This is a genomic window from Camelimonas abortus, from assembly GCF_042432745.1.
Taxonomy (GTDB): domain Bacteria; phylum Pseudomonadota; class Alphaproteobacteria; order Rhizobiales; family Beijerinckiaceae; genus Camelimonas; species Camelimonas abortus.
The window spans coordinates 2,706,879-2,730,469 of the sequence record NZ_JBHLWR010000006.1; the positions used below are offsets into that span (position 1 = coordinate 2,706,879).

General features: G+C 73.1%; 23 protein-coding genes. 15 read left to right on the forward strand and 8 right to left on the reverse strand.

Annotated elements, in window-relative coordinates:
- Positions 1-6: 6 nt before the first annotated feature.
- Together ACFFJB_RS14010 and ACFFJB_RS14015 are read right to left on the reverse strand one after the other, a co-directional pair.
- Entirely contained in the window at positions 7-1,227 is a 1,221-nt protein-coding gene (locus ACFFJB_RS14010) for a CobW family GTP-binding protein (protein WP_376832234.1), read from the reverse strand.
- Between the two features lie 60 nt (positions 1,228-1,287).
- A complete protein-coding gene (locus tag ACFFJB_RS14015) occupies positions 1,288-2,793 on the reverse strand; it encodes a D-alanyl-D-alanine carboxypeptidase family protein (protein WP_376832236.1) in 1,506 nt (501 codons plus the stop codon).
- 261 nt (positions 2,794-3,054) lie between these two features.
- Here ACFFJB_RS14015 and ACFFJB_RS14020 point away from each other — a divergent pair, with 261 nt between their 5' ends.
- The 3 genes from ACFFJB_RS14020 to ACFFJB_RS14030 all read left to right on the forward strand — a co-directional run bounded on the left by ACFFJB_RS14020 (position 3,055) and on the right by ACFFJB_RS14030 (position 6,048).
- The gene (locus ACFFJB_RS14020; protein WP_376832239.1) at positions 3,055-3,972 is read left to right on the forward strand and encodes an EamA family transporter; all 918 of its coding nucleotides are present in this window, start codon (positions 3,055-3,057) and stop codon (positions 3,970-3,972) included.
- 239 nt (positions 3,973-4,211) lie between these two features.
- Positions 4,212-5,378 carry an acetyl-CoA acetyltransferase gene (locus ACFFJB_RS14025; protein ID WP_376832241.1) on the forward strand — a complete coding sequence of 389 codons (1,167 nt, stop codon included), beginning with the start codon at positions 4,212-4,214 and terminating at the stop codon, positions 5,376-5,378.
- 154 nt (positions 5,379-5,532) lie between these two features.
- On the forward strand, positions 5,533-6,048 hold the full coding sequence (locus ACFFJB_RS14030) for a TspO/MBR family protein (RefSeq protein WP_376832243.1): 516 nt from the start codon (positions 5,533-5,535) through the stop codon (positions 6,046-6,048).
- A gap of 68 nt (positions 6,049-6,116) precedes the next feature.
- On the opposite strand, the gene hpt is transcribed toward ACFFJB_RS14030, so the two are convergent.
- Positions 6,117-6,656 (reverse strand): hypoxanthine phosphoribosyltransferase, encoded by a 540-nt coding sequence (gene hpt, locus ACFFJB_RS14035; RefSeq protein WP_376832246.1) that lies wholly within the window; start codon positions 6,654-6,656, stop codon positions 6,117-6,119.
- 402 nt (positions 6,657-7,058) lie between these two features.
- Here hpt and ftsE point away from each other — a divergent pair, with 402 nt between their 5' ends.
- From ftsE to ACFFJB_RS14060, 5 genes are all read left to right on the forward strand, one after another.
- The gene (ftsE, locus tag ACFFJB_RS14040; RefSeq protein ID WP_376832248.1) at positions 7,059-7,796 is read left to right on the forward strand and encodes a cell division ATP-binding protein FtsE; all 738 of its coding nucleotides are present in this window, start codon (positions 7,059-7,061) and stop codon (positions 7,794-7,796) included.
- Positions 7,797-7,898: 102 nt separating this feature from the next.
- Positions 7,899-8,888: a cell division protein FtsX gene (locus ACFFJB_RS14045; protein WP_376832250.1), complete on the forward strand. Its 990-nt coding sequence runs from the start codon at positions 7,899-7,901 to the stop codon at positions 8,886-8,888.
- Positions 8,889-9,093: 205 nt separating this feature from the next.
- Entirely contained in the window at positions 9,094-9,753 is a 660-nt protein-coding gene (locus ACFFJB_RS14050) for a YdcF family protein (protein WP_376832252.1), read from the forward strand.
- A gap of 148 nt (positions 9,754-9,901) precedes the next feature.
- Positions 9,902-10,624 (forward strand): lysophospholipid acyltransferase family protein, encoded by a 723-nt coding sequence (locus tag ACFFJB_RS14055; protein ID WP_376832254.1) that lies wholly within the window; start codon positions 9,902-9,904, stop codon positions 10,622-10,624.
- 275 nt (positions 10,625-10,899) lie between these two features.
- Positions 10,900-11,229: a hypothetical protein gene (locus ACFFJB_RS14060; RefSeq protein ID WP_376832256.1), complete on the forward strand. Its 330-nt coding sequence runs from the start codon at positions 10,900-10,902 to the stop codon at positions 11,227-11,229.
- A 180-nt stretch (positions 11,230-11,409) separates the two neighbouring features.
- Here the strand turns inward: ACFFJB_RS14060 and ACFFJB_RS14065 are convergent, their stop codons facing one another.
- Positions 11,410-12,012 (reverse strand): gamma-glutamylcyclotransferase, encoded by a 603-nt coding sequence (locus ACFFJB_RS14065; protein WP_376832258.1) that lies wholly within the window; start codon positions 12,010-12,012, stop codon positions 11,410-11,412.
- Positions 12,013-12,311: 299 nt separating this feature from the next.
- On the opposite strand from ACFFJB_RS14065, the gene ACFFJB_RS14070 reads away from it, so the two are divergent.
- The gene (locus ACFFJB_RS14070) at positions 12,312-13,421 is read left to right on the forward strand and encodes a DUF2125 domain-containing protein (RefSeq protein ID WP_376832260.1); all 1,110 of its coding nucleotides are present in this window, start codon (positions 12,312-12,314) and stop codon (positions 13,419-13,421) included.
- Between the two features lie 102 nt (positions 13,422-13,523).
- Here the strand turns inward: ACFFJB_RS14070 and ACFFJB_RS14075 are convergent, their stop codons facing one another.
- From ACFFJB_RS14075 to ACFFJB_RS14085, 3 genes are all read right to left on the reverse strand, one after another.
- Entirely contained in the window at positions 13,524-14,489 is a 966-nt protein-coding gene (locus tag ACFFJB_RS14075) for a prephenate/arogenate dehydrogenase family protein (protein WP_376832262.1), read from the reverse strand.
- The gene (gene hisC, locus ACFFJB_RS14080) at positions 14,486-15,592 is read right to left on the reverse strand and encodes a histidinol-phosphate transaminase (RefSeq protein WP_376832264.1); all 1,107 of its coding nucleotides are present in this window, start codon (positions 15,590-15,592) and stop codon (positions 14,486-14,488) included. The genes ACFFJB_RS14075 and hisC overlap by 4 nt, the downstream gene beginning before the upstream one ends.
- A 256-nt stretch (positions 15,593-15,848) precedes the next feature.
- The gene (locus ACFFJB_RS14085; RefSeq protein ID WP_376832266.1) at positions 15,849-16,700 is read right to left on the reverse strand and encodes a chorismate mutase; all 852 of its coding nucleotides are present in this window, start codon (positions 16,698-16,700) and stop codon (positions 15,849-15,851) included.
- Between the two features lie 309 nt (positions 16,701-17,009).
- Here ACFFJB_RS14085 and ACFFJB_RS14090 point away from each other — a divergent pair, with 309 nt between their 5' ends.
- The 6 genes from ACFFJB_RS14090 (at position 17,010) to folK (ending at position 22,501) form a co-directional block, all read left to right on the forward strand.
- Entirely contained in the window at positions 17,010-17,270 is a 261-nt protein-coding gene (locus ACFFJB_RS14090; RefSeq protein WP_376832268.1) for a sulfurtransferase TusA family protein, read from the forward strand.
- Positions 17,271-17,436: 166 nt separating this feature from the next.
- Positions 17,437-18,054 carry a hypothetical protein gene (locus tag ACFFJB_RS14095; RefSeq protein ID WP_376832270.1) on the forward strand — a complete coding sequence of 206 codons (618 nt, stop codon included), beginning with the start codon at positions 17,437-17,439 and terminating at the stop codon, positions 18,052-18,054.
- A gap of 30 nt (positions 18,055-18,084) precedes the next feature.
- Positions 18,085-19,071, forward strand: a complete 987-nt coding sequence (locus ACFFJB_RS14100) for a sensor histidine kinase family protein (RefSeq protein ID WP_376832272.1) — start codon at positions 18,085-18,087, stop codon at positions 19,069-19,071.
- 116 nt (positions 19,072-19,187) lie between these two features.
- Positions 19,188-20,924, forward strand: coding sequence for an adenylate/guanylate cyclase domain-containing protein (locus tag ACFFJB_RS14105; protein WP_376832274.1), 1,737 nt, complete (start codon positions 19,188-19,190; stop codon positions 20,922-20,924).
- A gap of 180 nt (positions 20,925-21,104) precedes the next feature.
- Positions 21,105-21,941, forward strand: a complete 837-nt coding sequence (folP, locus tag ACFFJB_RS14110; RefSeq protein WP_376832718.1) for a dihydropteroate synthase — start codon at positions 21,105-21,107, stop codon at positions 21,939-21,941.
- On the forward strand, positions 21,938-22,501 hold the full coding sequence (gene folK, locus ACFFJB_RS14115) for a 2-amino-4-hydroxy-6-hydroxymethyldihydropteridine diphosphokinase (RefSeq protein ID WP_376832276.1): 564 nt from the start codon (positions 21,938-21,940) through the stop codon (positions 22,499-22,501). The genes folP and folK overlap by 4 nt, the downstream gene beginning before the upstream one ends.
- A 164-nt stretch (positions 22,502-22,665) precedes the next feature.
- Here the strand turns inward: folK and hemF are convergent, their stop codons facing one another.
- On the reverse strand, positions 22,666-23,559 hold the full coding sequence (hemF, locus tag ACFFJB_RS14120) for an oxygen-dependent coproporphyrinogen oxidase (RefSeq protein WP_376832720.1): 894 nt from the start codon (positions 23,557-23,559) through the stop codon (positions 22,666-22,668).
- Positions 23,560-23,591: the final 32 nt, after the last annotated feature.

Below are 23,591 nucleotides of genomic sequence, written 5' to 3' on the forward strand. Positions count from 1 at the left end.
GCCGGCTCAGGGCCGCAGGCGCAGTCCCGGCGGCGCCAGCGGATTGTCAGTGAGCGCGGCGCGGTCCGGCGCGTCCACCGCCACGCGGCCGGTGAAGGCGCCCCACATGCGCTCCAGAAAATCCGCCTCCATGTCGCGGACGATGAAAACGATCCGCGTGCGGCGGTCGGCGTCCGGCCACGCCGGCAGCCGCACAGGCGGGTGAAACACGTGCTGCACGCCGTGGATCACCACCGGCTGGTCCGGCCTGTCGGCGGTGGCGACCAGCCCTTTCACCCGCAACAGCTTCTCGCCATGGGCCGAACGCAGCAGGTCCAGGAACATGGCGAAGGCGTCCGGCGGCGCCGGCCGCTCCTCCACCAGCGTCACCGTGCGGATGCCTGCGCCGTGCCGGCCGTCGCCATGGCGGAGATGGCCGCAGCCCGGATGGCAGGGGCCGTCATGGGCGTGCGGATCATCGGCGTCGGGATCATCGGCGTGAAAATTCCGGGCGCGCGGCTCATGGCCGCGCCGGCCGCCGTCGCCGGCGTCCAGCCAGGCGCGCACGCCGGCGGGCCGGCCCTCTGCGTCGAACGGGCCGAGCCCTGCGATCAGGCTGGCGTCCACGCCCTGCGCCTGCACGTCGGTGAGCCGGGCGGCGGGATTGAGGCGCCGCAGCTCCTGCTTCAGCCGCGCCGTCGCGCCGGCCGCGGCGATGTCGGTCTTGGTCAGCAGCAGCCGGTCGGCCACCGCCGCCTGCTTCACCGCCTCCGGGTGGGCGGCGAGGGTAGCCGCGCCGTTCGCCGCGTCGACCACCGTCACCACGCCGGCGAGGCTGTAGCGCATCTGCAGGTAGGGATGGCGCAGCACTGACTGCAGCACCGGCGCCGGGTCGGCGAGGCCGGTGGTCTCGATGATCACCCGGCGGAACGGGGCGATGCGGCCGTTGTCGCGCCGGCGCAGCAGGTCCTCCAGCGTCGCCACCAGGTCGCCGCGCACCGTGCAGCACAGGCAGCCGGACGACAGCGTCACCAGCTCCTCGCTGGCGGTTTCGACGAACAGGTGGTCCAGCGCCACGTCGCCGAACTCGTTGATGATCGCCACCGTGTCGGCGAGCGCCGGATCTCGCAGCAGCCGGTTGAGCAGGGTGGTCTTGCCGGCGCCGAGAAAGCCGGTGATGACGATGAGCGGCAGCGGCGCGGGCGGCGCGCCCGCGCCGGCTTCGCCCTGGGGCTGGCGGCTGGTCATGGCTGTGGCTCCGTCTGCGCCGCCGGGGGGCGCGCGCCCGCGCCGGTTCCGCCGGCGCGGTCAGCGGGTTCCGGTCGCGGCGCCCTGGCCGGCGCGCGCGTCCTTCCTGGCAGCATCGCCGGCCTTCGCGCCAGTCCTGCCTTTCGCGCCGGCGTCCTTTTTCCCTGCATCTTTTCCTTCCGGCCTGCCGCCGGTTTTCGCCGCGCCCTTTGCGGCGCCTGCGGGCGCGCCGTGGGCCGCCGCCGCATCCCTGCCTGCGGGCGCCCTGGCGCCTTTCGCCTTCTGCGGCGCGCCGGCGGATCTGGCGGGCGCGCCAGCCGTTGCGGCCTTGCGGGCCGCGGCGGAGGGGCCGCGCACGTTCTTCACCGCCTTCACGCTGGCCGGGCCGTCATCTTCGGCGGCGTAGGCGGCGGCGGTTCCGCCGGGGGCGCGGCGGCGGGCCACTGCGGTCGCGCCGGCGTCCGGCGTGCGGCCCACGAACACCGGAATGGGGTGAAGCGGCGCGCGCGGCGGCAGGGTGCTGCCGGCGACCGGCGTCTCCCAGTCGCTGTTGCCGCCGCCAAACAGGGCGAAAACGGGCGAGGGCGCGCCGGCGCCGTTCTCCGCCTCCTCCTCGCCGCGGGCGCCGCGGCCGGCGCCGCAGACCTTCTCGCGCAGGTCGGGCGGGTCAAGCCGGGTGGGCAGCGGCAGCGTGTCAAGGTTGCCGGGGCCGCCCCAGCCGGAATCGGCGAAGCCGCGGTCGAGCAGCGCCGCCGCCATCAGCGTGCGCGCCGCCCCCGAGGGCGCCCCCAGCACCACGGCCAGCAGGCGGCGGTTGCCGCGCGTCGCCGTGGCCACCACATTGAAGCCGGACGAGCAGATGAAGCCGGTTTTCATGCCGGTGACGTAAGGATAGCGCCCCACCAGGCCGTTGGTGTTCTTGTAAATGCGCTTGCCCAGCTGCACCGCCTCAATGCCAAAGTAATGGGCGTATTCCGGAAACTGCAGCAGCGCCGTGCGGGCGAGCAGGGCGAGATCGCGCGCGGTGCTGCGGTTGTCCGGATCCGGCAGGCCGTTGGGATTGGCGAAGCTGGTCTGGACCATGCCCAGCTCGTGCGCCGCGTCGTTCATCATGCGCACGAAATTCTCGACCGTGCCGCCCACGCCCTCGGCCAGCACGATCGCCATGTCGTTGGCCGACTTCACCATCATCATCTTCAGGGCGTTGTCGACCGTGACCTCGACGCCGGGCCGGAAACCCATTTTCGACGGCGGCGCCGCGGCGGCGCGGGCGCTGACCACCAGCGGCGTGTCCGGCTTCAGCTGGCCGTTGCGCAGGGCGTGCATCACAAGGTAAGCCGTCATCACCTTGGTGACGGAGGCCGGATACCAGGGTTCGCGGGCTTCTTTCGCGTAAAGCACCCGTCCGCTGTCGATATCCATCACCAGGGCGGGCGCGGCCAGCGCCGGGCCGGCGGCGAGGGCGAGAAGCGCAAGGAGCGCCGCCACGAGGCGCGGGCGCGGCATGATCCGGAGGAAGCGCAGGGCGCGCGGGCGGTTGGGGTCCTGGGTCATCGGCTGACGCACGTTCGTTTCTGGCGGCCCGTCCGGGCGCGGGCGCGACCGCAGGGACGGCGCGCGGCGCCGCGATCGGTCATGATCACGGATGATTGCACAATTCGCCGTTAACGTCCTGCTCCCGTACGAAGGCGTTCATGTTTTTTCCGGCGGCGCGCGGCTGCCCGCAGGCCGCGGACGTCCCGTCGCCGGACACGCCGGCGGCCGCCCGCGCGGCCCGGCGACGGTTGGGGCGGCGGTAGCCGCAGAATGCGGCGAGGGGAGGGCGCGATGGCCATCAGCACAGGCATCTGGATCGGGGCGACCCTTGCCGCGACCGTGGCGCAGACCGCGCGCAACGCCATGCAGGGCGCGCTGGTGGGGGAAATCGGCGCCGCCGGCGCCACCCAGGTGCGCTTCATTTACGGTTTTCCCTTCGCCTGCATCTTCCTGGCCGTCATCTGCCTCGCCGGCGGCGAGCGGCCGGCGGCTCCCACCTGGGCGTTCGCGCTGTACGCCCTCGCCGGCGCGGTGACGCAGATCTTCGGCACGGCGCTGATGCTGTGGGCCATCAGCCGGCGCAATTTCGCGACAGGCATCGCCTACACGAAGACCGAGCCGGTGCTGGTGGCGCTGTTCAGCGTGGCGGCGCTGGGCGAACATCTCGGCCCCGCCGCCTGGGCGGGCGTGATCACGGCCAGCGCCGGCGTGTGGCTGATGTCGGTGACGCCCGGGGCGCGGCCGCCGCAGCCGGCCCCCGGCGACGCTTGGCGCGCGCCCGCCGCCGGCATCGGTTCGGCGGCGCTGTTCGCCCTGTCGTCGGTGTGTTTCCGCGGCGCCATCCTCGCGCTCGCCGACGGCGGCTTTCTGGTGCGCGCCTCCACGGCGCTGGCGGCCAGCCTCGCCATGCAGTCGGTGATTCTCGGCCTGTGGCTCGCCCTGTTCGACCGGCCGGCCTTCGCGGGCAGCCTGCGCCTGTGGCGGGCGTCGTTCGGGGCCGGATTCATGGGGGCCCTGGCCTCGCAGCTGTGGTTCACCGGCTTTTCGCTCACCAGCGCGGCCAATGTGCGCACCCTGGCGCTGCTGGAGGCGCCTTTCGCCCAGGTGGTGTCGCGCCGGGTGTTCCACGAAACCCCGGCGCCGCGGGAAATGCTGGGCGCGGCGCTGGTGGTGGCCGGCGTGGCCGCGCTGCTCGCCAGCTGGGGCTGATCCGCCGGCGCCGGCGGGGCGCGCCAGGGGCGTTTTCATTGCTGGCGGAACCGATTATGGTGCGCCCGTATTTCCTGATGTGCAGATACACGTCGCCGGCGGGAGCGCCGGCGGCGCAGGCGATCAGGGGCGACGGCGCGGCTCCGCCAGGGTCTGCGGCCGGCGCGGTGGCGGCCCGTGGCCGGGCTTCGCGCGCTTTCCGGGAACCGCACGGGGCGCGAACTGACAGGGAACAGACGATGACTGCTGCAATCGTGGGCTGGGCGCACACGCCGTTCGGCAAATTCGACACAGAGACCGTTGAGAGCCTGGTGGTCCGCGTGGCCCGCGAGGCCATAGAGCACGCCGGCGTCGCCCCGCAGGACATCGACGAGATCTATCTCGGCCACTTCAACGCCGGCTTCTCCGAACAGGATTTCACCGCGGCGCTGGTGCTGCAGGCGGACGACGCGCTGCGCTTCAGGCCGGCGGTGCGCGTGGAGAACGCCTGCGGCACCGGCTCGGCCGCCGTGCACCAGGCGGTGAAGGCGGTGCGCGCCGGCGCGGCCCGCATCGCGCTGGTGGTGGGCGTGGAGCAGATGTCCACCACCCCGGGCCCGCAGGTGGGCCGCAACCTGCTGCGCGCCTCCTACCTGAAGGAGGACGGCGAGACCCAGGCCGGCTTCGCCGGCGTGTTCGGCAAGATCGCCCAGGCCTATTTCGACCGCTACGGCGAGCAGTATGACGCGCTCGCCCTGATCGCCGCCAAGAACCACAGGAACGGCGTCGACAACCCTTACGCCCAGATGCGCAAGGACTTCGGCTTCGAGTTCTGCCGCAACGAGAGCGACAAGAACCCCTATGTCGCCGGCCCGCTCAAGCGCACGGACTGCTCGCTGGTTTCCGACGGCGCCGCCGCGGTGGTGATCGCCGACCTGGAGACGGCGAAGACCATGAAGCGCGCGATCGGCTTCCGCGGCATGGCCCATGTGCAGGACTTCCTGCCCATGTCAAAGCGCGACATCCTGAAGTTCGAGGGCTGCACCGAGGCGTGGCGCCGCGCCCTCGCCCAGGCCAACATGAAGATCGACGAGCTGTCGCTGGTGGAGACCCACGACTGCTTCACCATCGCCGAGCTGATTGAATATGAGGCGATGGGCCTGACCCCGGCCGGCGAAGGCGCCCGCGCCATCAGGGAGGGCTGGGTGTACAAGGACGGCCGGCTGCCGGTGAACCCGTCGGGCGGCCTCAAGGCCAAGGGCCATCCCGTCGGCGCCACCGGCGTCTCCATGCACGCCCTGTGCGCCATGCAGCTGATGGGCGAGGCCGGCGGCTTCCAGATCCCCGGCGCCACCACCGCCGGCATCTTCAACATGGGCGGCGCCGCCGTCGCCAACTATGTGAGCGTGCTCGAGCGCGTGCGCTGACGCCGCCGTTCCGCATCATGGGCGCCCCGGAGCTTTCCGGGGCGTTTTTCGTGAGGCATGGGCCGGGCGCGGCCGCCGCGCGCCCGGGCCCCGCGCCGCCAGCGGCGGTTTCAGGCGCGCCGTGTGAGGCGCGACCTTTCAAGGGCAACGACTGATGAACCAGAGCGCCGACGACGCCGGCTCCGCCCGGCCGCCCCTCGCCCCCTGGAAGCTTTATCTCATCGCCGTGGGGCCGGTCCTGCTGGCGCTGGCGCTGGGCCAGGTCGCCACCTTCCCCAATCTGGAGCCGTGGTACGCGCAGCTGCGCAAGCCGCGTTTCACCCCGCCTGACGCCATCTTCGGCCCGGTGTGGACCGTGCTTTACGCGCTGATGGCCTTCGCCGTCTGGCGCGTGCTGCGCCTGCCGGCCGGAACGGTGGGCAAGGGCGCCGGCGTGACGCTGTTTTACATCCAGCTGGCGCTGAACGCCGCCTGGTCGTGGATGTTCTTCGCCATGCACAGCCCGCTGGCGGGGATGATCAACATCGTCATCCAGCTGTTCTTCATCGTGCTGACGCTGTCGGTGTTTCGCCGGCTGGACCGGGTGGCGGCGCTGTGCCTGGTTCCGCTGCTCGCCTGGGTGGCCTTCGCCACGGCGCTCACCGTGTCGATCTGGAAGCTCAACGGCTGAACGCCGCCGGCGCGGGCGGGGACGCGGGCGCGGGCGCGTGAAAAAACCGCGCGGCCGCGCCCGGCGCGTCAGCTTTCGATCACGCCCACATAGGGCAGCTCGCGGCAGCTGTGCGCCACGTCCATGCCGTAGCCCACCACGAACACGTCCGGGCAGCTGAAGCCGACGAAATCCGGCGTGACGCTCACCGCCCGCGGCGCCGGCTTCTCCAGCAGCACGCAGCAGCGCACCGTGCGCGCGCCGCGGGCCACCAGCAGGTCCTTGGCGTAGGCGAGGGTGCGGCCGGACTCCAGGATGTCGTCCACCAGCAGAACGTCGCGGCCGGCGACGCTGCTCTCCAGGTCCCGCACCATGGTCACCTGGCCGGACGAGGCCGTGCCGGCGCCGTAGCTGGACAGCTGCAGGAACTCCACCTGCGGCGCCAGCCCCTCGGCGTGCATGGCGCGCAGCAGGTCCGCCGCGAACATGAACGACCCCTTCAGAACCGGCGCCACAAGCAGGTTCACCGGCTGCAGCGCCGCGACGGCGGCGGCGATCTCCCGGTTGCGGGCGGCGATGTCTTCGGCGCTGAACAGAACCCTGATGCGCGTTTCGGCCGGTATAACCATTGACGTCCTTTCGCTGGGCCGGCCGGGCGCCGGCCGTCTTCGCCCGCGCGCCGCCGGATGCGCTGCGTCCCGGCCCCCGGCTGCGCGCCTGTCGCCGGCGCGCGGCGGCGCCGGGTGATTCGTCGTTCTGACGGGGACTATCTTTGTGCGGACGCGGCGCGGCCGCAAATCCCGGCCGGGGGCCGCAGGGGAAGGGCGGGACGCCGGCGCTTGTGGAATATGGGAGCGGCGGGTCCGCGCGGCTGCGTTTCCGCAATATAACCACATTCGTTGCGCCACTGGGCGGACGGCTGCGCCGTCCGCGCCTGCGGGCGCACTTGCGCGCCGCAGGCGCCCTGGCCAGACTCACCCCCTCCGGCGGCGTTTCGCCAGTCTCCTGACATGTCACCATCCGGAAGCGCCATGGACCGTCCCGATCCCAGGCAGGAAGGCCAGCCACAGGCGGCGTCCGGCGCCGCCGCGCCGGGGCGTCCGCCGGCGGTCGTGCATTTCGAGAACGTCGGCCTGCGCTACGGCATGGGGCCGGAGGTGCTGCGCGACCTCACCTTCTCCATCGAGCCCGGCTCGTTCCAGTTTCTCACCGGGCCATCGGGCGCCGGCAAGACGACGCTGATGCGCCTGATCCTCATGGCGCTGAAGCCCACGCGCGGCTTCATCAGCATTTTCGGCGAGGACGTCTCCGCCGTCGGCGGCGAGGCGCTGGCGCGGCTGCGCCGGCGCATGGGCGTGGTGTTCCAGGATTTCCGCCTGCTCGACCATCTGACCACCTATGAGAACGTCGCCCTGCCGCTGCGGGTGCAGGGGAAGGAGGAGGCGAGCTACCGCGCCGAGGTCATCGAGCTGCTGCGCTGGGTGGGCCTTGGCGAGCGCATGCACATGCTGCCGCCGGTGCTCTCCGGCGGCGAAAAGCAGCGCGCCGCCATCGCCAGGGCGCTGATCGTGCGGCCGGAGATGCTGTTGGCGGACGAGCCCACCGGCAACGTCGATCCGGGCCTCGCCCGCCGGCTGCTGCGCCTGTTCATCGAACTCAACCGGCTCGGCACCTCGGTGCTGATCGCCACCCATGACCTGCAGCTGATGGACCAGGTGGACGCGCGCCGCCTTGTCCTGGGCGAAGGACGCCTGCATATCTATGACTGAGACTGTCGCGCTCCGGCTTTTTGCGTTCCGGCCGGCTCACGGGCGCCGCCGCCCGCCGGGCGCGCCGCTCCCCGTCAGGCCCTGCGGCGGGATGGACGGACAATGAGCGAGAAGCGTTTCATGTCGCTGCGCCGCCCGTCGCCGACAGCGGCGCGGCCGGCCGCCGACGCCGCCGGCGGCGCGGGCCAGGAGCTGAGCCGCGGCCAGGCGCTGGTGCCGGCGGACTCCGGCGCCAGCCGGGCGCTGGTCAGCGTCATCGCCATCCTCACCTTCCTCGCCGCGCTCACCGCCTGCGCCGCGGTGCTGGTGGCGCGCGCCTCCGCCGAATGGCGCTCGGACGTCGTCCGCGAAATGACCATCCAGGTGCGCCCGGTGGCCCAGCGCAACATCGAGGCGGACGTCGACCGCGCCGCCGCCATCGCCCGCGCCGCGCCGGGCGTGGCCGGCGTGCGGGTGATTTCCCGTCGCGAGGCCGAGCGCATGCTCGAGCCCTGGCTGGGCGGCGCGCTTTCCTTCGCCGAACTGCCGGTGCCGCGGCTCATCGTGCTGCGCCTCGCGCCGGGCGGCGGCCCCGACGTCGCCAGCCTGCGCAAGGAGCTGGAGCAGCAGGTGCCGACCGCGACGCTGGACGACCACCACGCCTGGATGTCGCGCCTCGCCGCCATGGCGGGGGCCATGGTCGCGGCCGGGGCGGTGATCGTGCTGCTGGTGCTCACGGCGGCGGCGCTCGCCGTGGCTTTCGCCACCCGCGGCGCCATGGACGGCAACCGCGAAATCGTCGAGGTGCTGCACTTCGTCGGCGCCAGCGACCGCTACATCGCCCGCCAGTTCCAGTCGCATTTCCTGTGGCTGGGCCTGAAGGGCGGGCTGATCGGCGGCGCGGCGGCGCTGGCGCTGGCGGCTGCCTTCGGCGCGCTCTCCGGCATGTGGCGCTCCGGCCCCGGCGGCGACCAGCTGGAGGCGCTGTTCGGCGCCTTTGAAATTGGCTGGCAGGGTTACGCAGCGGTGCTCGCAATCGCCGGCGTGGTCGCCCTGGTCACGGCGGTGATGTCGCGCGTCACCGTGTCCCGGCATTTGCGTGAACTTGAGTGAAACAACTGCGATATGTCAATCATTTGATTTAAAAATGCCATTATTAACAATGTATTAACCTTATTGCCATGGCGGCGCCACATTCTGCCCGACAATAGGCTACGCCATGATGAGCATGAGATGGACAGCGAACGGGGCCTGGGGAGAGTGGCCGCGCGGCGGATCGCGCCTGCGCCTGTCCCGCGCCGTCGTCATGATCCGCCGGATGACCGGCGTCGGCGTCCGTCTCGCCGCCGCAGCCTTCGCCTTGGGCTCGGTGGGGTTCATCGCCGGCTTCTTCCTGTTCCTGTCGATGGTGCCCCGCTCCGGGGAGCCGGCGCCGGGCCAGGCGGACGGCATCGTGGTGCTCACCGGCGGCTCCCAGCGCGTCGACGGCGCCCTCGCCCTGCTGGCCGACGGCCACGCCAGGCGCCTGCTTGTCTCCGGAGTCTATGAAAAGACCACCCGCGCCCAGCTCGCCGCCCACAATCCGGACGCCGCCGGGCTGCTGCAGTGCTGCGTCGATCTCGACTACCGCGCCCGCAACACCATCGGCAACGCCATCGAGACCCGCCGCTGGGCCCGCGCCCACGAGTTCCGCAGCATCATCGTCGTCACCAGCAACTATCACATGCCGCGCGCCCTCGTGGAGCTGCGCAGCATCCTTCACGATTACGAGCTCAAGCCTTACGCCGTCGTCACAGGCTCGGTCGATCCGGACGCCTGGTGGCGCAGCGTCGCCTCCGCCCGCCTGCTGCTGGCGGAATACGGCAAGTATCTGGTGGCGCTCGTGCGCACGCGCCTGGAGCGGGATCCCGAATACGCCCCCATCCGCCTGATGGCCGGCGGCCGCAAGCCGCTGTTCCGGGACGTCATCACCCGCTGACCGCCCGGAAACCTCCTTCCTGCGCCCCGCGGCGCGCCTTCCGGCGGCCGGCGCGCGCCGCTCCGGCTTGACGGCGCCGCGCCGGCATGGAAAGCCGGCCGGCGAAGGGTCCCGCGTCCGGGGCCGCGTGCAGGGAGTTGGGCCGTCCATGCGCAGGCTGCGCGCCATCCTGTTTCTGGCGATCTTCTATGTGAACACCGCCATCTGGAGCATCTGCGCCATCCCGGTGTCGCTGCTGGGGCGCGAGGCGTTCATGCCAGTGATACGGGCGTGGGTGCGCTGCACGCTCTGGCTGCTGCGGGCGATCGCCGGGGTGAAGGTGGAGTTCCGCAACCTGGCGGCCATCCCGCCCGGGCCGCTGCTGGTGGCGTCCAAGCACCAGTCGGCGCTGGAGACGCTCGCCCTCGTGCTGGCCTTCGACCGGCCGGTGTTCATCCTGAAGAAATCGCTGACCCGCATCCCGCTGTTCGGCTGGTACCTGAAACAGATGGGCCACATCAGCGTCGACCGCTCGGCCGGCGCGGCGGCGCTGCGCGCCATGATGGCGGAGGCGAAGCAGGCGGTCGCCGAAGGCGCCCAGATCGTCATCTTCCCCGAGGGCACCCGCACCGCCCCCGGCGCGCCGCCGGACTACAAGCCCGGCGTCATCCAGATGTATCGCCAGCTTGGCGCGCCCTGCCTGCCGGTAGCGCTGAACACAGGCCTGTTCTGGCCCCGGCGCAGCCTCGCCTTCAATCCGGGAGTGGCGGTGATTGAAATCCTGCCGCCGCTGCCGGCGGACCTTGGCCGCAACGACATCATTCCGGCGCTGGAGGCCGCCATCGAGCCGGCCAGCCGCCGGCTGCTGGAGGAAGGCCGCCGCGGCCGCTGATTCGCGCGCCCGGCGCCTCCCGGTGGCGCGCGCCGCCGCGGCGACTGCGCCCGCGGCTCCATGCAAGCCTCTGAAATCACGGGAGAATGGCGCATCGGGCGCGCCCGCCTGGATGGTGATTGACCTTTTCCGCGACTGGTTCTCTATTTGTTCCGTTAACCATGTTGTGCAGGCAGGGCGTCATGGCTTCGGTGATACCGTTTTTTCCTGCGTCCCGCCCGTCCTCTGGACGGGCGGCGGAGGCGGCGGCGCGTCGCGCCGCGCCGCGGGAGACCATGCTGGCGCTGGAGGGCGAGGGGCTGGCGGAGAATTTCCGCGCATGGCGCGGCCGCTCGGGCCGCCGTTATGTGGTGACGATTCATGACATCGACAGCGCCGCCGTCGCCTGTGATTACGAAGGGGCGCTGCTGCTGGCCGTGCGCCGCGACCACCGCGGCGAGCCGGCGCTGATCGGCGGGCGCGACAGCGGCCTTCCGGGCGCGGACGACGAAAACTGGCGCTGGCTGCGCGCGATGCGCGCCCGCGGCGCCACGGAGATCCACGTGCATCTGCTGGCGCGCAGCCAGGCGGCGCGCCAGGGCGCGCTGTGCGACCTCGTCGCCTGAGCCGTCGCCCCGCCTGCGGGGGACGCGCCTCCGGCTGACGCCGGCGCGCCCCGGCGGGGCTGGCCGGCCGTCCGGCGGGCGAGGAGCGCGGCGACGCTTCGGCGACCGGCCGGAGGCGGTTCGGGGCGGCGCAGGCGGCGCGCGTGACATGCGGACGGGAGCGGGCGGGCCGCGCCCGTCTCAGGCCACCCGTTCCGCGGACGCGGGGGCGTTGTGGGCCTCGTTGTGGGCCTCCTGCTCCGGGTCCTCCTGGCCGTCGAGGCGGCGCACCACCTCCTCCAGCCAGGCGTCGCGCACGCCCATGGCGTGCAGGTGCGCCAGGGTGTTGCGCACATAATCCGGGTTGTGGCCGGAAACGCCGTGGCCGCGGCGGACGATGGCCACCACCTCGTCGATGTCGAGCCGGCCGGCGTACTGTTCGTGGTCGCGGTTCACCACATAGACCAGCGCCGGGGTCACATGGCCGTTGTCCAGCGCCACCGGGGCGAAGCGCTCCAGATACACGGAGGTCACCTGCTCGCGCTCGCGCAGATAGGCGATGGTCTCGGCGCGGCGCTCCGCCGGCACGCGGAAGGCGGCGCCGCGGCACGAGCCGCCGCGGTCCAGGCCCATCACCAGCCCCGGGCGCTGCGGCGTGCCGCGATGGTGGAAGGAATAGACGCACAGCGAGCGGTGATAGCCGCGCACCAGCCCGGCCCGCCGCTCGAGATAGTCGAAGCCGGGGCGCCACATCAGCGAGCCGTAGCCGAAAACCCACAGATCGCCTGAATCCTGTTCCTTCATGTCCTGCTCCGGCCGCCCCGCGCGGGCGCGTCCCGTGGCGCCCTCCGCGCCGCCGCGGCGGCGGCGCGGGCTCTGCAGACGCGGCCTCTTTAACCGTCCGCCGCGACGGTTTTCAACAGGCGGCGACGCGACGGCGCCCTGCGCCGGGAGCGGGGCGGCCGGCGCGGCGCGCTGTCCGCCGGCGCCGGCCCGTGGTTGAATTGTCCGGCAAGGTTGCGCAAGGTCAGCGCGCGCCGGGCGGGCGCGCCGCGAACGGACAGGGCCGGGCGGCCGGCCGGCGCGGCGGAAGGAGAACGAAGGTGAGCAAGACTGAAGCATCCCCCCCGGCCCCCGCGCGGCGGCGCTCCCGTTTCTGGCTCTATTTCCCCTATGTGGTCCTGCTGGTTCTGGGCGCGGGCCTGTCGGCCTTCTGGTTCATCGCCCGCGACCGGGTCGAGGCGGCCGTGGACGGCTGGCTGGCGCATGAGGCGCGGGAGGGGCGCGAATGGAGCTGCCCCAACCGCGTCATCTCCGGCTTTCCCACGCGATTTGAGGTGCGCTGCGAGCGGCCGGCCTTCGCAGGCGTGGTCGACGGCGCCAGGGTGAGCGGCGAGATGGGCGGCTTCCTCGCCGTGGCGCGCATCTACGATCCCAATCTGGTCGGCTTCAACTTCACCGGTCCGCTGGTGGTGCGCGACGGCGACTCCGGTCTCGCCGCGCGCGTCGACTGGCGCGGCTTCTCCATGAGCGTGCGCCGCACGGCGGATTCATTCTCGCGCGCGTCGGCAAGCGTGCTGAAGCCGGTGGTGGACCTGCTCGGCCCGGACGGCGCCGAAACCCGCGTCGGCGAGGCGCGGGCGTGGGAGGCGCACCTGCGGCCGGATCCTTCCGCCAGCGCGTCCGACGACATGTGGGACGTCGCCGCCCAGCTGGCGGACGCATCGCTGCCGGCGCTGAACGGTTTTTTCGGCGACAGCCGGCCGTTGACGGTGGAGTTCCAGGGCACGGTCAGCCATGCGCGGCTGCTCCGCAGCGGCCTCGGTCCGCAGGCGCTTGACCGCTGGCGCGACGCTGGCGGCGCGATCGGCGTGAAGCTGCTGAAACTGGCCCGCGGCGACCAGGTGGTGGAGGCGCGCGGCCAGCTGGGACTGGACGGCGAGCGTCGCCCCGCCGGCCGGCTCACCGTGCAGGCGGCCGGCGTGGGGCCGCTGCTGCAGCGCGTGCTCGCAGGCGCCGGCGGCGGGCTGGCCGCTGGCCTCGGCGGGGCGCTGGCCGGCGGCCTGGCGCCGCGCGCCGGCAAGGCGCCCGCCGGCGCAGCAGCCGGGGAGCCGCAGCAGCCGCGGCTGACGCCCCTGCCGCCGGTGACGCTCGCCGACGGCCGCCTGATGATCGGCCCGTTCGCGCTCATGCGGCTGCCGCCGCTCAACTGAGGCCGCGCGGGCGGCTGCGCGGGCGCCGGGGGCCAGCCTCCGGCGTCAGGGGCGGCCAGCAAAAGGCGCGCCCTGCCGCGTCGTCTCGGCCGTGGCCGCGGGTCAGCCGGCGCCGCTGACGTCGTGGCGGCGGCCGAAGTCCGGCTCGGACGTTTCCTGGCCGCTGTCGATGATGCCGCGGCGGATGGCCCGGGTGCGGGTGAACAGGTCGAACAGCGTGTCGCCGTCGCCCCAGCGGATGGCGCGGGCCAGGGCCGCCAGGTCCTCGTTGAAGCGGCCGATCATCTCCAGCACCGCGTCGCGGTTGTGCAGGAAGATGTCGCGCCACATCGTCGGGTCGGAGGCGGCGATGCGGGTGAAGTCGCGGAAGCCGCCGGCCGAGAACTTGATCACCTCCGACCGGGTCACCTGCTCCAGGTCGGCGGCGGTGCCGACGATGTTGTAGGCGATGAGGTGCGGCAGGTGGCTGGTGACGGCCAGCACCAGGTCATGGCGCTCCGGGCTCATGGTCTCCACATTGGCGCCCATGCCGGACCAGAAGCGCGACACCGTCTCCACCGCCGCGGGATCGGCGCCCTCCGGCGGCGTGACGATGCACCAGCGGTTGCGGAACAGCGTGGCGAAGCCGGCCTCAGGGCCGGAATTTTCCGTGCCGGCCACCGGATGGGCGGGGACCAGATGCACGCCCGGCGGCGTCACCGGCGCCAGCTGCGCCGCCACGCTGCCCTTCACCGAGCCCACGTCGGAGAGGATGGCTCCCGGCTTCAGCGCCGGCGCCACGGCCGCCCCGGCGGCGGCCATGGCCCCCACCGGCACGCACAGGATGACCAGATCGGCGCCCTTCGCCGCCTCCGCCGGGTCGCTGGCGTAAAAATCGCCTAGGCCAAGGCGCTCCGCCGCGGCCAGCGCCTCCGCGCTGGCGTCGGCGATGGCGATGGAGCGGGCGAGTCCCCACTGGCGCGCCGCCCGCGCGACCGACGAGCCGATGAGGCCGACGCCGATGATGGCGAGACGGTCCACCACCGGGCCGGAAGCGGGCGTCGCCCGCGCTGCGTTGCTGTCGCTCATGCCTTGCCCAGAAATTCCCGCAGGGCCTCCACCACGAGGCGGTTGGCTTCTTCCGTGCCGATGGTCATGCGCAGCGCGTTGGGCAGGCCGTAGGACGCCACCGCCCGCAGCACCAGCCCGCGGCTGAGCAGGAAGGCGTCGGCGTCCGGCGCCCGCCGCCCGTCCTCGTCCGGGAAATGGATCAGCACGAAATTGCCGACGCTCGGCGTCACCTCAAGGCCAAGGGCGCGGATGTTCTCCGTCACCCACGCCAGCCACCTCTGGTTGTGCTCCGCCGCCTTCTGCTCATGGGCCGGATCCTGCATGGCGGCGACGCCGGCGGCGATGGCCGGCGCGCTGACATTGAACGGGCCGCGCACGCGGTTGAGCGCGTCGATCACCTCCGCCGGGCCGAAGGCCCAGCCGATGCGCAGCGCCGCCAGACCGTGAATCTTGGAGAACGTGCGGGTCATCACCACATTGGGCGCCGTCGCGGCCAGCTCCAGGCCCGAGGTGTAGTCGTTGGCACGCACGTACTCGCTGTAGGCGGCGTCGATCACCAGCAGCACGTGCGGCGGCAGGCCGGCGCGCAGCCGCGCCATCTCGGCGTGGGAGATGTAGGTGCCGGTGGGGTTGTTGGGGTTGGCGACGAACACCACCCGCGTGCGGTCGGTGACGGCGGCGAGCAGCGCGTCCACGTCTGTGGTGAAGTTCTTCTCCGGCGCGACCACGGGCGTGCCGCCGGCGGCGGTGATGGCGATCCTGTAGACGAGGAAGCCGTGCTCGCAGAACAGGCCCTCGTCGCCAGGGCCGATATAGGCGTGGGCGATCAGGTTGAGCAGCTCGTCGGAGCCGGCGCCGCAGACGATGCGCGCCGGGTCCAGACCATAGCGGGCGCCGATGGCCTCGCGCAGCCTGGCGGCGGCGCCGTCGGGATAGGCCTCCAGATGCGCGGCGGCGTCGCGAAAGGCTTCCACGGCCCTGGGGCTCGGGCCCAGCGGCGTCTCATTGGACGAGAGCTTGTAAACCTTCGCGGCGCCGGGGGCTTCGCTGCGTCCCGGAACATACGGGGCGATGGCGAGCACGCCGGGGCGCGGGGTGGGGCGGGCCTGTGCATTGGCCATTGGTCTGAACTCCATGTGACGCGCGCGGGAGCCGCCGCGCGCGGCTGCCTGGCCGGTCGCTTTTATCCTCTATTGCGTCGCCGGTCCCCCATAATGTGGCGCGCGCCGTTGCGAAAGCCTCGCGCTGGCCGAAGGTCGGGGGCCCTTCGCGGCGTGGTCCGCGGTCGCGGACCGGGCGCCGCGCGCCGCGTCTGCTCTACGCCAGTTTTGCGGCGAGGAAACCTGCAATTATTGCCGCTGCGCTCAGCGCCGGCCGTCAGCCCTGCGCCGGGCCGATGCGGAAGCGGTTGGCGTGGCTGCCCACCTCGACCAGGCCGTCCGCGCCGGAGAGCGGCGGCAGCGCCTCGCGCAGCTGCTGCGCCGCCAGTTCGCCCGGCGCGGCGACCAGCGCCGAAAGGCCGCGGGAGGTGGCCGCGCTGGCCACCAGCTCCGCCCCGGCCGCGGCGATGGCCGCGGCCGTGTCGTCGCGCCATCGCTCCACCCGCGCCGCATAGAGCACGGTTTCGCGCACGGCGGCGTCCGCCAGCGGCCGCGACACCACGAACACCGGCGTGCTGGCCGGATGGTCATGACGCTCGATGAACGGCAGGCGGGCGATGATCTTGGGCGCGTCCGCCGCGGTGAGCGCCTCCCACCACGGAATTGAGGCGCGGCCGCTGTCGGCGCGGAAAATGCCGAGGTCGCCGGCCGAACGGCCCACGGCCGCGATCACGTCGGCGGCGCTGCCGTGCGGCACGTAGGGAACCGTGAAGCCGAAATGGAAACGGGCGCTGTCCCGCATGGGGCCGTCGCCCGAGCTGATGTCCGCATGCACGCTGAACGGCGCCTGCAGCCAGGTGAAGGTGGCGATGATGACGCGCCAGATCCCCTCGGCGGTGTCCAGCGGCAGCGAGCCCCGGTGGCGGCTGGCGATGGCGCGCATCATCGCCGCCTCGCGGCCGGGCCGGAACGCCGAGCCGGATTCGCCCGTGCGCTTCACCGCGATCAGCTCGTCGATGATCTCGCTGCGCTCGATCAGCAGGGCGTGCATGGCGGCGTCGATGCGGTCGATCTCGGCGCGCAGGGCGGCGAGGCGTCCGGCGGCTTCCGGGCTGATCGGCTGTGTCATGAAAACCTTCCCTGATTGCGTTTCCCTGCGCTGCTGCGCCGGCGCGGCCGCGCCGCGGACCGGGCACGGTTTCTCCATAGCAAAAATTCGCCGGCGCAGGAGGCTCCGGCGCCGGCCGCCCGCTCCCGCCGCCGGCGGCGTCCGGGGTTATGACCGGCCGGCGACGCTTTGACGAGGCCCCGCGCGTGCGCATATTGACAGCACCGGACAGACGCGTGGATTCGCCGGCCTTTCGCCGTCCGGCCGGCTCCGTCCGCCGCCGCCCGTGCGGCGGGCGCGTCGCGTCCGTCGTGACCGATGGAGGCGGGGATGAACGCATCGACGGTGCAGGAGCTGGATCTGCGCGGGCTGAAGTGCCCGCTGCCGGCGTTGCACGCCCGCAGGGCGCTGGCCGCGCTGCAGCCCGGCGCGTCCCTGCGCGTGCTGTGCACCGATCCCATGTCCGCCATCGACATCCCCAACATGGTGCGCGAAACCGGCTGCAAGCTCGCCGCCGCCGTGCACAGCGGGCCGCTGCTGACCTTCGACATCGTCCGCGGCGCCACCTGGCCCGGGAACGACGACCAGTGACTGCTCCAGGTTGCAGCCTGACCGCATCCAGGTTGCCGGCCAATGCTTCAAATGCATGGGAGCCGGGCGGAAAACCGCCGATTTTGCACGCGACGCGGGGCACGATTTGCCGTAAGGGGTAGGGGCCGCGCGACTTCCTCCCCCCGGGCGCGGCATGGAGCTGTTGATGCGCGTCAACCTGTCCCGCGTAGCGCGCGCCTTTGGCGGCGGCGGGCGTCATCTCCCGGCCAGGGGCGAATGCGACGACGCGGCTGCATTCGCCGCCCCGGCCGCCCCATCCGGGCGCGACGGCGCCTCGGGGTCGCTGGTTTCCGCATTCCTTGCCCCGCAGGACGCTGACGCCATTCCCGATCTCACCCCCGACCTGCGGGCATGGCTCGCCGCGCCGGCCGGCGCGGCTTCCGGCGACGACTGCGGCCCGTTCTGCGCCACCCTGCCGCCGGCGGACAGCGCCAGGGCGCGCCGGCCGCCGCCCGAATTCGACCGTGACGCGCTGATGCAGGCCGTGACCGGCCGGCTGCGGGCGCCCGCGCCGCCGGCGGCCGCGCCGGCCTTTCGCGTGGAGCTGGACATCGCGCAGGGCGAAATCTGCGGCGACGACGCGCGGGGCCTGCATCTGCGCCTTGATCCCAGTTACGCCAGCTGCGAGCCCGTTTACGTGGCCATCGGCCATGAGGCGGCCCGCGATCTGGCCCGCCGCATCCTGGCCCGTGTCGGCGACGGCGCCGCGCCGTTTCGCACGCTCCCCGACGGGGGCGGCGACACGGACGGGCGCGACAGGTGACGGCGGACTGCCCCAGCACAGGTTCGGCACATGACGGAAACACGAGGCGCGCCGGGTGATCCGCGGTGGAGGGCGTTGCTGGGGCTGGCCTGCGCCTGCGGACCGCTGCTGTTCGTCATTCCCCTGCGGTTCGCCATCGTCGGCCTGCCGCTGGTGGCCTATTTCCCGGCCATCGCCGTGGCCACCGCCCTCGCCGGGCGCGCCGCCGGGGCGGCGGTGCTGGCGGCGGCCATCGCCGCCGCCGTGGCGCTGACCAGCGAGCCGCCGCTCGACTTCACCCTCGGCCAGTCCCTGAACGGCTACATCTTTCTGGGCGGCTTCGCCCTCTCCGGGCTGGTCGTTTACCTGATCGCCTGCGGCTGGCGCCGCGCCGGCGGGGGCGGGACCACGCCGGCCCTGCTGCTGTCGGGGCCGCTCAGCCGCTGGCTCGCCCGCAACGCCCGCGCCATCGCCGCCCTCGCCAGCCCGGCGGCGGAGCACGACGCGGAGCGCGTCGCCCGCGTGGCGCGCGAGCGTCTGGCCATGGCGGCGCGGGTGGAGGAGCTGCTGAACAGCAGCATCGCCAGCCCCGGCGCCGATCTCAGCGCGGTGATGACCGGCATCTGCCAGGAGCTTGCGCGCGCCGAAAACCGGGCGGATCTGGCCGGCTCCATCACCGTGGCGCCGATGGCGCTGGAGGTGGCGGACTTCCTGCGCGTCTGCCTGATCATGGCGGACCTGCTGTTCCTGGCGCTGCGCGAGCATCCCCCGGGCGGCCAGCCGCTCGAGGTGGCCCTGGACGTCGCCGCCGGCGAGGTCACGCTGTCGGTGCGCTGGCGCCGTCCGGCGCCCCCGTCATGGAGCGTGGAGGCGCACCGCTCCATCACCGCAAGCGTCGCCGGCCGCATCGCCCGCGTGCTGGGCGGCCAGCTGCATTTCAGCGATCCCGACGCGCCGGGCCCGGCCTGGGCGGCGGCGCGCTTCCCGGTTCCGGCCGGCCCCGCCGGCGGCCTGCGGCGGTGGCTCACGGGGCGTTGACGCGCCTTCGCCGCGCGGCGTTAATGGGCGGCGCGTCGGCGCGCGGGGACCGGCGGCGCGGGCGCGCGCCTCCACGCGGCCGCGCGGGGGCGTGACCGGAAGCCCGGAGGCGACGCATGCGCAACCTGTTGCTGGGAGCGCCGGCGCAGAAACTGCGGCTGGTTTCGGGGCTGGCGCTGTTCGCCTTCGCCGCAGCCCATTTTATCAACGCCGCGCTCGGCCTTGTCAGCCTGGAGGCGATGGAGACCTTCCGCCTGTGGCGCACCCAGGTCACCCGCTCGGCGCCCGGCGGCGTCATCCTGGGCCTCGCCCTGGCGGCGCACGTGGCGCTGGCGCTGGCGCGCGTCGCCGGGCGGCGGTCGTTGCGGCTGCGGCCATGGGAGTGGGCGCAGCTGCTCTCGGGTTTCGCCATTCCGTTCCTGCTGTTCCCGCACATCGTCAACACGCGGGCGGCGTCGACGTTCTTCGGGGTCAACGACACCTACGCCTATGAGCTGGCCCGGATGTGGCCTGGCTCGGCCGGCTACCAGTCGGCGCTGCTGCTGCTGGTGTGGGCGCACGCCTGTCTCGGCCTGCACATGTGGCTGCGCCAGGAGCCGCGCTACCTGCGCTGGGCGCCGGCGCTGCTGTCGCTGGCGGTGCTGGTTCCGGCCCTGGCGCTGGCCGGTTTCGCCGTGCAGGGGCGGGAGATGGCGGAGGCGCTCGCCGCCCCCGGCGCGCGCGAGGCCCTGCGCCGCGCCAGCAACTGGCCCGACGCCGCGGCCGAGGCGCGGCTCGACGTCTGGCGCGAGCTTTCGTGGCGCGGCTTTTACGCCCTGGCGGCGGTCGCGGCCGCCGTCGCCGCCGGGCGCCTGCTGGCGGCGCGCCTCAGCTCCGGGGTCTGCGTCGTCGACTACGCCGGCGGCCCGGCGGTGCAGGCCCGGCGCGGCGACACCATCCTCGAGACCAGCCGCGCCCACGGCGTGCCGCACCATTCGGCCTGCGGCGGGCGCGCCCGCTGCTCCACATGCCGGGTGCGGGTCATCCACGGCATGCAGTCGCTGTCGCCGCCGGACGAGACTGAAATGGCGACGCTGCGCGCCATCGGCGCCGGCGCCGACGTGCGTCTCGCCTGCCAGGCGCGGATCATGGGCCCGGTCACGGTGATGCGCCTGCTGGCGCCGCAGCGCGGCGTGAAACAGCCGTTCGCCGGCCAGCACGACGCCGCGGGCGTGGAGCGGGAGTTCGCCGTGCTGTTCGCCGACATCCGCGGCTTCACCCGCATGAGCGAGGCGCGGCTGCCCTATGACACGGTGTTCGTGCTGAACCGGGTGTTCGCGGTGCTGGGGGCGGCGATCGAACAGGCGGGCGGCCGCATCGAGAAATATATCGGCGACGGCCTGCTGGCCCTGTTCGACGGGCCGGACGGCGCCCGCGACGCCCTGCTGGCGGCGCGCGAGATCGATCTCGCCCTCGACCAGCTCAACCAGGATCTCGCCGGCGAGCTGGACGAGCCCGTGCGCGTCGCCCTCGCCCTGCATGTGGGGCCGCTGGTGGTGGGGCGCATCGGCTGGGGCGGCAGCGCCGCCATCACCGTCATCGGCCCCACGGTCAATGTCGCCAGCCGCATCGAGAGCATCGCCAAGCAGGAGGACGTGCAGCTGGCCTTCTCCCTCGCCGCGGCGGAAAGCGCCGGGCTCGCGCCTTCCTGCGCGGCGCTGCGCCGGCAGGCATTCCAGGTGAAGGGCGTCGCCGGCCCGGTGGAGGTGGTGCTGGCGCCGCGCGCCCGCGACCTGCCGCTGGGCGACGTCGCCCCCCGCAGGGCGGCGGCGGCGCGGCCGGCCGGACGGGAGCCGGCGCGCCTGTCCGCCTGAGACGCGCGCCGGCCGGCGAGGGCGGCGCCGGCGTCGCAAAAGCCGCTGGACAAGCCAGGCGTTTGGGAGCATCCCCCCGCCATGAGCACCAGAACGCCCACGCCGGGCCGGGGCGTCCGCGAACCCGGCCAGACCCTGCGTCCATGTCCCGTCGCCGGCCTGCCGCCGGGACCGCTGCTCATGGGCGTGCTCAACGTCACGCCCGATTCCTTCTCCGACGGCGGCCTGTACGCCACGCCGGAAGCGGCCGCCGCCCGGGCCTGCGCCATCGTCGCCGAGGGGGCGCACATCATCGACGTCGGCGGCGAATCGACCCGTCCCGGCCACACGCCCACGCCGGCGCAGGAGGAGATCGCCCGCGTCGCGCCCGCCATCCGCGCCGCGCGCGCGGCCCTGGCGGCGCGCGGCTACAACCCGGCCATCTCCATCGACACCTGGAAGGCGCGCGTCGCCGCCGCGGCGCTGGAGGCGGGGGCGGACATCGTCAACGACATCTGGGGCCTGCAGCGCGAGCCCGACATCGCCCGCGTCGCCGCCGAGCACGGCGCGCCGGTGATCATCATGCACAACGCCGAGAAGCTGGAGCCGGAGGCCGACGTCATCGAGCTGCTCCAGCGCTTCTTCGACGCCTCGCTGAAGATCGCCATGGCCGCCGGCGTTCCCGAGGGCAAGATCGTGCTGGACATCGGCTTCGGCTTCGGCGCCACCCGGGCCCAGCACCTGGAGGCCATCCGCCGCCTGCCGGAGCTGAAGGCATGCTACGGGCTGCCGGTGCTGGTGGGCGTGTCGCGCAAGTCCACCATCGGCCTCATCACCGGCCGCGACGTGCAGGACCGGCTCGCCGGCACCATCGCCGGTCATGTGCTGGCCCTGGCCTGCGGCGCCGACATCATCCGCGTCCATGACGTGGCCGCCCATCTCGACGCCATGCGCATGGTGCGGGCGGTGATGGACCCCGAGACCGCCCTGGCCGAGGCCGAGGCCCGCCAGGCGGCGACAGCCGGAGGCGGCGCTTGAGCGCCGGGGCGGCGGGCGCCGGCCGTCCGGCGCGGGCCTTTTTAGGCCTTGGCGGCAATGTCGGCGACGTGGCGCGGCGCTTCGCCGGAGCGGCGGCGCTGCTCGACGCCGCTCCCGGCGTCGCCGTGACCGCCCGCTCGTCCCTGTGGCGCACCCCGCCCTGGGGGGATCCGGACCAGCCGCCTTTCCTCAACGCCTGCCTCGCCGTGGAGACGACGCTCGCCGCCCCGCAGCTGCTGGAGCTTTGTCTCGCCGTCGAGCGCCGGCTCGGCCGCGACCGCAACGCCCCCGGCGTCCGCCGCTGGGGGCCGCGTCCCATCGACATCGACCTGCTGGACCATGGCGGCGGCCAGCTGGCGACGGAGCGGCTGACGCTGCCGCATCCGCGCCTCGGCGAGCGCGCCTTCGCCCTGGCGCCCCTGTGCGAGCTGGCGCCGGAGCTGCCGGTGGAGGTGGGGGAGGGGGCCGTGCGCGTGCTGCTGCCCGCCCGCGCCGCCCTGGCGCGGCTGTCGCTGGAGGGGCTGGAGCGCCTCGGCCCGTGGGAGACGGTCTGCGGCTGAAGGCGGGCGCGACGACTGCGAGCGGGACGGAGGGGCGCGGCCTTGCGGCGGCCCGTTTCCGGAGAACGGCGTCCGCTCCGTCCGCCGCGCGACGCCGGGCCGGGACCCCGGATGCGAAAAGGGCCCGCGTCCGCGGGCCCCGCCCTGCGCGGCCGGCGCGCCGGTTACGGCCAGCGCACCGTGGGCGGCATGGAGGAGAGGATCGAGGCGACGTTGCCGCCGGTCCTGAGGCCGAACACCGTGCCGCGGTCGTAGAGCAGGTTGAACTCGACGTAGCGGCCGCGCTGGATCTGCTGCGCCACGCGCTCTTCGTCGCTCCACGGCCTGCCGAGATTGGCCCGCACGATCTGCGGATAGATGTCGATGAAGGTTTCGCCGACGCTGCGGGTGAACGCCATGTCGGCCTCGAAGTCATCGTTCCAGAGATAGTCGTAGAAGATGCCGCCAATTCCGCGCGGCTCCCTGCGGTGGGCGAGGTAGAAATACTCGTCGCACCACGCCCTGAACCGCTGGTAGTCCGCATGGGGGTGGCCGGCGCAGGCGGCTTTCATGGCGGCGTGGAAGGCCACCGAATCGGGATCTTCCTGGGTGCGGCGCGCCGCCAGCATCGGCGTGAGGTCGGCGCCGCCGCCGAACCACACCTTGCCCGCGGTGCACACGAAACGGGTGTTCATGTGCACCGTCGGAACCTGCGGATGCCAGGGGTGCACGATCAGCGACAGGCCCGAGGCCCAGAAGCCGGGGTTCTCCTCGGCGCCGGGGATCTGGCCGCGGAACTCCGGCGCGAACTCGCCGTATACGGTGGAAAAATGCACGCCGGCCTTCTCGAACACGCGCCCGCGCAGCAGGCCCATGACTCCGCCGCCGCCAGGCGCGCCGGTGTGGTCGACGCGCTCCCATGGGGTGGCTTCGAAGCGCCCGGGCTTCTCGCGCGTCGCGGCGGGCATGTCCGGCGCGAACGGACCCCCAGCCTCGTCTTCGATGGCTTCCAGCGCCGCGAAAATCATCTTCTGCAGCTTTGCGAACCACGCTGACGCGACGGCCTTGTGCTGCTCCAGAACGTCGGGCGGCGGAACGGTCGCCGCGCCGG